Raw genomic sequence first — 438 nt, 5'->3', positions numbered from 1 at the left:
CGAAGGGCTTCTCAGCCGCTTCAGACTCCGTGTAAAACGGGCCGACGGGCTTCGTCGGCTCTGCGAATGCGGGATCGTCGCTATCGACGACCACCTGCGTCACGATCGTCATCGAGTCCGTCTGTGCCTCGCGCTCGTTGTCGAGCGCCTGCTGCAGGAGGTAGCCGATCTGCGCCTGCGTCTCGGCAACGAGTACGTCCAGCGGGAGCTGTGGCGTCTCGGTCGCGTGCTCCTGCTGGAGGAGCAGATTGCCGACCTGCGGGCCGTTGCCGTGCGTGAGCACGACGTCGTAGCCGGCGTCGACGGCCGCCGCGATTCGCGCGGCCGTCTGCTCTACGACCGCCAACTGCTGATCGAGCGTCCACGGGCCGTGCTCGCCGAGCAGGGTGTTCCCGCCCAGTGCGACGACGACGGGGGCGTCGCTCGCAGAAGATTCGA

The 438-nt window shown here is 67.6% G+C and carries 1 pseudogene; it reads right to left on the bottom strand.

From position 1 onward, the window contains the following. A pseudogene (locus tag DEQ92_RS22930) lies at positions 1 to 438 on the bottom strand (carbamate kinase); the annotation flags it as partial.

The organism is Haloferax sp. Atlit-6N (assembly GCF_003383195.1).
Classification (GTDB): domain Archaea; phylum Halobacteriota; class Halobacteria; order Halobacteriales; family Haloferacaceae; genus Haloferax; species Haloferax gibbonsii.
This window is presented reverse-complemented; position numbering and strand designations above follow the sequence as displayed.